We start from the raw sequence: 6,772 nt of genomic DNA, 5'->3' as shown, positions 1-6,772 counted from the left end.
GCAAGAAGGACACACCTGTTCCCATGCCGAACACAGCCGTTAAGCTTCTTAGCGCCGATGGTAGTACGGGGTAGCCCGTGTGAGAGTAGGTCGTTGCCACGCATTAATTACCGGAAGATTAGCTCAGCTGGGAGAGCACCTGCCTTACAAGCAGGGGGTCGGCGGTTCGATCCCGTCATCTTCCACCATGACTTGTTAGCTCAGTCGGTAGAGCAACTGACTTTTAATCAGTGGGTCGCAGGTTCGATTCCTGCACAGGTCATAATTCTACTTATTTAATAGTAGATTTAAATCGCGGGTGTGGCGGAATTGGCAGACGCGCTAGATTTAGGATCTAGTACCGCAAGGTGTGGGGGTTCAAGTCCCTTCACCCGCATTCATACACAAGTATGAAAGAGAGATGCTACTCTTCAAACATATATAATGTTGCCGGCTTAGCTCAGTTGGTATGTTGAGAGCGTAGGAACGCAAGTGACGTACGCACTCACATCAGTTGGAAATCTAAGTGGCTAGAGAGATGCTACTCTTCAAACATATACTAATATTGCCGGCTTAGCTCAGTTGGTAGAGCATCTGATTTGTAATCAGAGGGTCGAGGGTTCAAGTCCTTTAGCCGGCACTTTCTACGCGGATGTAGTTCAGTGGTAGAACACCACCTTGCCAAGGTGGGGGTCGCGGGTTCGAATCCCGTCATCCGCTTTGCCTAAAAGATGGCATAGCTAATTAATAGCTTGCCGGGGTGGCGGAACAGGCAGACGCACAGGACTTAAAATCCTGCGGGAGTTAAATCCCGTACCGGTTCGATTCCGGTCCTCGGCATTGCATAATTCTTAAGATTATGCTATAATAACTTCATATGCACCCTTAGCTCAATTGGATAGAGTGCTTGACTACGAATCAAGAGGTTACAGGTTCAAGTCCTGTAGGGTGTATAATATTTCCGGGAAGTAGCTCAGCTTGGTAGAGCACTTGGTTTGGGACCAAGGGGCCGCAGGTTCGAATCCTGTCTTCCCGATTTATTATTTTATGGGGCCTTAGCTCAGCTGGGAGAGCGCCTGCTTTGCACGCAGGAGGTCAGCGGTTCGATCCCGCTAGGCTCCATTTTTAATACTATGGCGGTGTAGCTCAGCTGGCTAGAGCGTCCGGTTCATACCCGGGAGGTCATGGGTTCGATCCCCTTCGCCGCTATTTTGTAGGTTGGACCTTTAGCTCAGTTGGTTAGAGCAGACGGCTCATAACCGTCCGGTCGTAGGTTCGAGTCCTACAAGGTCCATTTTATGGATTTCATATAGTATTTCGGAGGATTACCCAAGTCCGGCTGAAGGGAACGGTCTTGAAAACCGTCAGGCGTGTAAAAGCGTGCGGGGGTTCGAATCCCTCATCCTCCTTTGCTGGGAGAGTTACTTGCTTTAGCAATTACTTTCCCAGTACGAAACAGCTTTAGCTGTTTTGATCATTACTATACCCGTTATGCCTGTGGCGATTACGGATGTAGTATAAAGTGATCCTTAGGTCACGTTGTTCCACATATACCAAGGAATATATTTTATTATCGCGGGGTGGAGAAGCTGGCATCTCGTCGGGCTCATAACCCGAAGGTCGTAGGTTCGAATCCTACCCCCGCAATTGCTATTCTAGCATCATCTGGTCCGGTGGTGTAGGGGTTAACATGCCTGCCTGTCACGCAGGAGATCGCGGGTTCAAATCCCGTCCGGACCGCTTGTAGGCAATGTAGCTCAGCTGGTTAGAGCGCACCCCTGATAAGGGTGAGGTCGGTGGTTCGAGTCCACTCAGGCCCATACTGAAAATTATTCAGTATTGGTTTTGGGGAAGTACTCAAGAGGCTGAAGAGGTGCCCCTGCTAAGGGCATAGGTCGCTTTATCGCGGCGCGAGGGTTCAAATCCCTCCTTCTCCGTATTTTTATTATGGTCCGTTGGTCAAGTGGTTAAGACACCGCCCTTTCACGGCGGTAACACGGGTTCGAATCCCGTACGGATCATTACTACTTTAGTAGTATTTTTTACTTTGGAGGATTACCCAAGTCCGGCTGAAGGGAACGGTCTTGAAAACCGTCAGGCGTGTAAAAGCGTGCGGGGGTTCGAATCCCTCATCCTCCTTTGCTGTAGCCGTTCGAGCGAAGCGAGTTACGGATACAGTACAAGGTGACCGTTAGGTCACGTTGTTCATTTGAGTACTTGCTCTAGCAATTACTCTCCCAGTACGAAACAGCTTTAGCTGTTTTGATCATTACTATACCCGTTGAGCCTGTGGCGATTACGGATGTAGTACAAGTGAGCATTAGCTCTGTTGTTCAACTGGAAGTTACTTTAATAATTACTCTTCTAGTAGGAAATTATTTTAAACATTGGGCTTCTTTTTATTACCGCGGGGTGGAGAAGCTGGCATCTCGTCGGGCTCATAACCCGAAGGTCGTAGGTTCGAATCCTACCCCCGCAATTTTAATTTGAATAACATGCGGGTGTAGTTTAGTGGTAAAACTACAGCCTTCCAAGCTGTTGTCGCGAGTTCGATTCTCGTCACCCGCTTACCAAGACCGATCGTTAGATCGGTTTTTTTGTTTCAAAATTTTACTTTTATCTCTTTAATAGAATCGTTTGAAATGCTTATTGCAAAAAGGTGTGCTATACTGGAATAAATAAATAATTTGTTTTTTAGGAGGAAATACGATGACTGATACATGGGAAAACATTAAAGGTCAAACTGACGAAGTAATTGGTAAAGTAAAAGAGGTTTTTGGTAAAGCTACTGATAATGCTGAACTTCAAGCGTCTGGTATTGAACAACAAATTGATGGCGAAATGAAGCAAGCTGTTGCTAAAGGTCGCCAAAATGAAGCTGAATTAAAAGCTTCTGCTAGTGAACGTGCTGCGGAAGCAACTGAAGCTTTAAAACGTCAAAGTGCGCAAACTCTTGAAAATGTTGACCAAAAAGCTGATGAAAACTTAAAAGAAGCAATCGATGAAGGAAAACGACTAAAAGAAGAAGCTGCAGCAAAAGCAGAAGAGTTACGTCAACAAGCCATCGAAGAAAATGAACAAAACAAAGAAGAAGCCCGTGAACGCGCAACTGAAGCTCACCGTAAGGCTGAAGAATTTGAACAACATGCTCAATCAACTGTCAACGAATCATTAAACGATACAGCTGAAGACGAGCAATAATTTCTATATCTTCCCCCGATTGAAAATCGGGGGTTTTTTGTATCAAAAAAGACAAGGTTCAACCTTGTCTGATTAAAGGATATAGGCCAGTGCATAAGATATACAAAAGAAAAATTGGAAAGTAGATAGGTAGTTGATCTTATTTTGACACTGGTGGGATTGATAGGTAGAGACGATCAATGGTTGGGCACTAGCCAAACTAATTAGCAAGAAAACTATCTGACAGAGATAGAAAGAGTGGCTAGGAAGACTTTGGCTAAAGGCATAAATGCTAGCAATAATCGCTAAGATTAAGCTTAAAGGGCCCCAAAATTTAAATTTAAATTTATTTAGATAGCCCAAGGCCTGATAACGGGAAAGATTGACAGCGGTGGCAACAATAATAATAGGAACTAAACTAGTGAGAAAGCTCTGATTTAAGTTCCCAGTCATCGTAGCATAGGCAAGAGCATTTAAGACAAAGCCATTAAAGAAAACGGCTAGCACAAATTCATAAAGACTGCCTGTAAAAGGAAACGGAAAATACTTTAAATGCAGAAAAGCATAATAAGCTATGAGTAAGAGAATCACGGACCAATTAACAGAAAAACTTAAAGTAATTGTTAACAAGACTAGCCCTATCTGACATAGATACTGAAGTGCTTGCGGGGCTCGTTCGGGTCGATGTTGAATAAATTTCAAGTAAAAGAAATGGTCCAATAATTCACTTAGAAAAACAATTAGATAAAGCAATAAAATATGGAGCCAAGAAATTTGTTGGCCTCTGGCTATCCCTACGCTCAGACCAAAAATAATCAAAGCTAAGGGGCCAAGAAAGATTTTTAGTAGGGGATGTTGAAGTGTTTTGATAAACTTACGCACAATAAGCCTCCTTCGTTTGCACTGTAGTTCTATTCTACTATACAAGTGGGAAATAATAAATCTAAAATCTTATCTCTATTAATTCAGCATCCTTTTTTGCAGATCAGGGTCTAAATTCAGCTGTTCAGGATGGATTCGCCAAATATAGGGGTTAAATATGCTATTCTGTTCTTATAAATAACGAATAGAATTGGAGATTCGATAATGCATTGTCCAAACTGTCAACATCCCATAGCTATTAATGATCAATATTGTGGCCATTGTGGTTATCCAATCGGTCCAGACCTTCAGAAACACTCACTGGAATCAGCAAATGAGTCGGGTCGGATTAGTCGTAGCCAACGGTTCAAGCGTCAACCACGGCGGGGTTGCTTAAGTGTCGTTAAGCGCCTCATTCAAATATTAGTGGTCCTTCTTCTTTGTTTATTGGCCTATTTTTATTTGCGTGCCAATGTGGACTTGAATGCTTGGCAAGAAGTTCTACCTAGTCAACTCTTGCCTCAAGAGAATTCATCTAGTTCTCCAGATAAACAGGTAAAGGTTGAGCATTTGGCTATTGGGGCCACATTAACCAAGAGCGAACGATTAGAAACCCTCAGACTTCTGGGAGCGGAAGACTTTCCTCAAGACCAGGTGGTCGAAGTGGATGGGCCTATGGTCGACCGCTACCTACATGATGGCTCCACGTCTAAGACCCGTGTTTTCTCGAGTGTCGCGATTATTCCCTTAGCTGCTGATTCAGGGGTGCAAGTGGAAGTGGTAACCCCTAATAAAATCACCCGAGTCAGTGACTTAACCTACCGTAATGCAGCCATTAATAGTGGTGTCAGGGACAAATTAATCCGAGTAGCTAGTTTACATGAGGTCACAGGAGAAGGGGCTTTGGTCGGTCTATACGCTTGGCTGGATCAAGCTGGTATCGGAGATCAAGAAGCCTATCAAAACACTAATGACCAAGTTAATCTAGTGATTCGAATCCAGGAAGAGACTGGTCTACCGCAAATTAGAATCAATGAATTATTCATTAACTTGCGCCGGCGCGTGATCGAACAGGTCGAAGAAAAAGGCAACTTAGATAAAGAAACGGCTAGAGTGATCGTCACCCAAGAGCTTGATCGTATGACGATCCAAGTTTCTCAAGATCTATTGGATGATCTTATTATATTTATTTTAGACTTTTCAAAGGTGATCGCTAACGATAATGAGGGAGCGATTGATGAGATGGATCGCTTAGATCAGGAGTTAGACCAGGCTGGTCGTAAAGATTTAATTGATATGCGCCAGAAGGCTCTAGAAACACTTAAAGATTCGGGGCATGCTGGTCACCCGCAGAGATTTTTATCGGAGGAAGAAGCCATTCGGATTCTTGGAGAATTAGAGGCAGCTGCTTTAAGTGGGCAGGTTGTTTATACACCAGGTCAATTAATTGTCGGCGACTTCTTTCCAGATGGTTACTTGATGCCAATGGGCAGTCAAATCACACTTGCTGTCTACTTGGAAGCCTTGGTTGAATTCTATCAAGTGGAAGTGGACCGCGATCAATATCCTTATTCCTTAAACTGGCATGAATTACCACAGACTGCTGACCTATACCGCCAAGATAGTCGCCAGCCTGATAAAGTGTACTTTGATCGAGCGAACAGGGAACTCATCTACCCAGAAAAGGGCCACCGGAATATATCAGGAAGTAAATCCGTCAAGCTCTATCATCAGGATACTCAAGAAATCCAAGTCTATGCTGCTGAAGAAGACCAGCTTAATACCATTAAGGTCAATAGTCGCTTGACTTATGAAGATCCGGATAATCCATCTGCTTATGGCTACGAACAAGTTTATGTTTATCGCAAGCGCGATGGACGCTTGGCCATGGCTGTGCCGGCTAAGTATGACAAACCTTCGGATAAAGACCGCTATATTGAGTTAGTGGAAAAACCATCCCAAGAGAGTGGGCAAGAAGTGGCCCCAGGAAGAGAAGAGGAAGAGAGTTCGAGTGGAGATGAAGTTAGTGAGTCTTCTGACCTACTGGCACTAGACAACAATTCTCTCTACCAAGGCAATTGGATCGACATTCTTCAACAATTGCCTGAGAATCCAGATTACTCGCTTCTTAATTCCAGTACGCTTGTTGAGGCAGCCCAAGAATTACAGAATCGGCCTGCTTGTCCCAAAGTCATCCAGGCCATGATTGATAAATTAATTGGTGCAATCAAAGATGATTCTTATGCTTCTATATCCGTCAATAAGATTTACATGCATACCTTTTTGATTCCTGAATTTTATTCACTGGATGGCGAGCAGACTCAATTAGTTAATTATTTCCGGACATTGCTTTACCTTTTTGCTGTCTCTGAGACTAATGGCTCAAATATTACTAATGATCAATCGATCAAGGAATCTTGGATCCAAGGTTACAGGAATGGGGAAACCATTTTTAACGGAGACCCCGATATGGCTGAAGCAGCTAGACAAATTGCTAGAGTCAGTGGGACCTCACCATACTTTATTCAAAATAATTATTTAACCTATTCGGATGGAATCTACCTGATGACCCCGATGACAGCTGTATATTCGGGAAATTTCCCTTGGAACGAGACTTATGATCCTTCTACTGGCCAAGTAGCTAAGTTATTTGGTATCACAGGAGAAAGCACCTTCTATACACCAGAGACTAGTTTTAGTTTTGAGAGGGAGTATGATTTTGTCGATGAGTGATATTGACCTTAGCTTGAGA

3 protein-coding genes, 20 tRNA genes and 1 rRNA gene are annotated in these 6,772 nt (G+C 43.7%); 23 read left to right on the top strand and 1 reads right to left on the bottom strand.

Annotated features, from left to right (window positions below; translation table 11 throughout):
- From rrf to T408_RS11785, 22 genes are all read left to right on the top strand, one after another.
- A 5S ribosomal RNA gene (rrf, locus tag T408_RS0107065) occupies positions 1 to 102 on the top strand; the annotation flags it as partial.
- A 10-nt stretch (positions 103 to 112) separates the two neighbouring features.
- Positions 113 to 188 (top strand) — tRNA-Val (locus tag T408_RS0107060).
- 1 nt (position 189) lies between these two features.
- A tRNA-Lys gene (locus tag T408_RS0107055) sits at positions 190 to 262 on the top strand.
- A gap of 32 nt (positions 263 to 294) precedes the next feature.
- Positions 295 to 376, top strand: a tRNA-Leu gene (locus T408_RS0107050).
- Positions 377 to 546: 170 nt separating this feature from the next.
- A tRNA-Thr gene (locus T408_RS0107045) sits at positions 547 to 619 on the top strand.
- 8 nt (positions 620 to 627) lie between these two features.
- Positions 628 to 699: transfer RNA gene (locus T408_RS0107040), tRNA-Gly, on the top strand.
- Between the two features lie 34 nt (positions 700 to 733).
- Positions 734 to 819: transfer RNA gene (locus T408_RS0107035), tRNA-Leu, on the top strand.
- Between the two features lie 39 nt (positions 820 to 858).
- Positions 859 to 932 (top strand) — tRNA-Arg (locus tag T408_RS0107030).
- Positions 933 to 941: 9 nt separating this feature from the next.
- Positions 942 to 1,015, top strand: a tRNA-Pro gene (locus tag T408_RS0107025).
- Between the two features lie 13 nt (positions 1,016 to 1,028).
- Positions 1,029 to 1,101 (top strand) — tRNA-Ala (locus tag T408_RS0107020).
- A 13-nt stretch (positions 1,102 to 1,114) separates the two neighbouring features.
- Positions 1,115 to 1,188: transfer RNA gene (locus T408_RS0107015), tRNA-Met, on the top strand.
- A gap of 11 nt (positions 1,189 to 1,199) precedes the next feature.
- Positions 1,200 to 1,273: transfer RNA gene (locus tag T408_RS0107010), tRNA-Ile, on the top strand.
- Between the two features lie 25 nt (positions 1,274 to 1,298).
- Positions 1,299 to 1,388, top strand: a tRNA-Ser gene (locus tag T408_RS0107005).
- Positions 1,389 to 1,553: 165 nt separating this feature from the next.
- A tRNA-Met gene (locus tag T408_RS0107000) sits at positions 1,554 to 1,626 on the top strand.
- 20 nt (positions 1,627 to 1,646) lie between these two features.
- Positions 1,647 to 1,719, top strand: a tRNA-Asp gene (locus T408_RS0106995).
- A gap of 12 nt (positions 1,720 to 1,731) precedes the next feature.
- Positions 1,732 to 1,799: transfer RNA gene (locus tag T408_RS0106990), tRNA-Ile, on the top strand.
- A gap of 27 nt (positions 1,800 to 1,826) precedes the next feature.
- Positions 1,827 to 1,916 (top strand) — tRNA-Ser (locus T408_RS0106985).
- A 12-nt stretch (positions 1,917 to 1,928) separates the two neighbouring features.
- Positions 1,929 to 2,000 (top strand) — tRNA-Glu (locus T408_RS0106980).
- Positions 2,001 to 2,028: 28 nt separating this feature from the next.
- Positions 2,029 to 2,118 (top strand) — tRNA-Ser (locus T408_RS0106975).
- Positions 2,119 to 2,385: 267 nt separating this feature from the next.
- Positions 2,386 to 2,458: transfer RNA gene (locus T408_RS0106970), tRNA-Met, on the top strand.
- Between the two features lie 18 nt (positions 2,459 to 2,476).
- A tRNA-Gly gene (locus T408_RS0106965) sits at positions 2,477 to 2,547 on the top strand.
- 141 nt (positions 2,548 to 2,688) lie between these two features.
- On the top strand, positions 2,689 to 3,180 hold the full coding sequence (locus tag T408_RS11785) for a CsbD family protein (RefSeq protein ID WP_028119310.1): 492 nt from the start codon (positions 2,689 to 2,691) through the stop codon (positions 3,178 to 3,180).
- Between the two features lie 72 nt (positions 3,181 to 3,252).
- Here the strand turns inward: T408_RS11785 and T408_RS0106955 are convergent, their stop codons facing one another.
- Complete coding sequence (locus T408_RS0106955) at positions 3,253 to 4,041, bottom strand: hypothetical protein (RefSeq protein WP_028119309.1); 789 nt, start codon at positions 4,039 to 4,041, stop codon at positions 3,253 to 3,255.
- A gap of 204 nt (positions 4,042 to 4,245) precedes the next feature.
- On the opposite strand from T408_RS0106955, the gene T408_RS11780 reads away from it, so the two are divergent.
- The gene (locus T408_RS11780) at positions 4,246 to 6,753 is read left to right on the top strand and encodes a DUF1002 domain-containing protein (RefSeq protein WP_028119308.1); all 2,508 of its coding nucleotides are present in this window, start codon (positions 4,246 to 4,248) and stop codon (positions 6,751 to 6,753) included.
- Positions 6,754 to 6,772 lie beyond the last annotated feature (19 nt).

This window comes from Hutsoniella sourekii ATCC 700629 (assembly GCF_000518205.1).
GTDB classification, from domain to species: domain Bacteria; phylum Bacillota; class Bacilli; order Lactobacillales; family Aerococcaceae; genus Hutsoniella; species Hutsoniella sourekii.
This window is presented reverse-complemented; position numbering and strand designations above follow the sequence as displayed.

Bases quoted from the DNA above. Each gene is read 5' to 3' on its own strand.
- T408_RS11785 (WP_028119310.1), top strand. From the start codon at position 2,689: ATGACTGATACATGGGAAAACATTAAAGGTCAAACTGACGAAGTAATT.
- T408_RS11780 (WP_028119308.1), top strand. From the start codon at position 4,246: ATGCATTGTCCAAACTGTCAACATCCCATAGCTATTAATGATCAATAT.